This is a genomic window from Bacillus sp. JJ864, assembly GCF_036963045.1.
Lineage (GTDB): Bacteria > Bacillota > Bacilli > Bacillales > Bacillaceae_G > Bacillus_A > Bacillus_A pseudomycoides_C.
In genome coordinates this window covers 1-1,225 of sequence record NZ_JBALLY010000265.1, presented here as the reverse complement: position 1 = coordinate 1,225, position 1,225 = coordinate 1, and the positions used below count along the sequence as shown (strand labels likewise).

Annotated in this window: 1 protein-coding gene; it reads right to left on the bottom strand. The window is 28.5% G+C overall.

Annotation, left to right across the window (positions count from 1 at the left end; translation table 11 throughout):
• Window positions 1-150 precede the first annotated feature (150 nt).
• Window positions 151-1,035, bottom strand: coding sequence for a GNAT family N-acetyltransferase (locus tag V7024_RS24300; RefSeq protein WP_335524643.1), 885 nt, complete (start codon window positions 1,033-1,035; stop codon window positions 151-153).
• Between the last annotated feature and the right edge of the window lie 190 nt (window positions 1,036-1,225).

Genomic DNA, 1,225 nt, shown 5'->3' with positions numbered 1-1,225 from the left:
AAACCATACTTTATATCTTATTTTAGTAATCAATGTATCTCCAAAAGATTTAACATATCAATGATAAAAATTAGAAATAATAGCGCATACAATATTTATTATTATATAATTAACGTTATATTCTGTATACTTCAACAATTCTAACAAAAATCAAAATTCCGCTAAGATTGGAAACTTCACCTCATTAAATTCAACAGGAAGTTCTCCTCTTACCATTAAACGTTTCTTTGATTCATATAATTTTAAATCAGCATCCTCCACCCCTAATTGATCAGGAGAGAAATAAAACTCAATTGTGTGGAATGTTTCTGGAATTACCGCACATAATTCATCTAAAATAGGCATCAATTCACTTATTACTCCGTATAACTTCAATACACCCTCTTCAATTTCATAAACAAGTATAGCGTTAAGTTCTTCTGAGAAATAAAGTTTCTTATTCCATTTTTCATCATACATATTTAAATAGAAAGATGATTGATAGTGTAACGGTGCAAAAACTCGTGAAAGACGTTCTTTATTTTCAAATATATCTTTTATAAGCTGCACATTTTTTTCATCAAAAAAATCTAATTTTCGAATAGATGATAACCCTTGTTCACTCTTTTCATACTGTAAAGTCGCTATGTATTCTTTTACTACTTTAAAACCGAATGGTGTATATAACTCTGGAGTTTCTGTAAATAAAAATGAATAGTTATATTCCTCATCAATCTTTTGCAACACTTCACCAAACAACTGCTTCATAAAACCTTTATTGCGATAATTAGGATGTGTCATTACAGATTGAATACCAGCTGCTTTTATACGTTCTCCCCCTACCATCATTGGCATTGAAAACATAGATACATTTGCAATGGCTTCATCTTCTTCAAATAAAGTTACCGGTGAGTATGTTTCATCCCAAAATCCTTTTTTATAAAAATCTTGTAATGTATGTGTTGGAATGTGAAATACTCTTTCAAACAAATCGTATAATCGCTCTCTTCGCTCATTTTCAAACGTGTAATTAGCACAAACCATAATTTTATCCATGTTGTTCCTCCACTTGCAAATTACTACTTATTCCCCTTACTTTTTGGCTAAAAATATTATGAAGTGATGTAAAGAATAAGTGCTATCTTTCAACATATTATCACAAATTTTTAAAAAAAGTTTTATATTAATAAAAATATATTTGTAATACTATAAAGTCGAATAGAAGGATATTCTTATATGATAATAT

Bases quoted from the DNA above. Each gene is read 5' to 3' on its own strand.
- V7024_RS24300 (WP_335524643.1), bottom strand. From the start codon at position 1,035: ATGGATAAAATTATGGTTTGTGCTAATTACACGTTTGAAAATGAGCGA.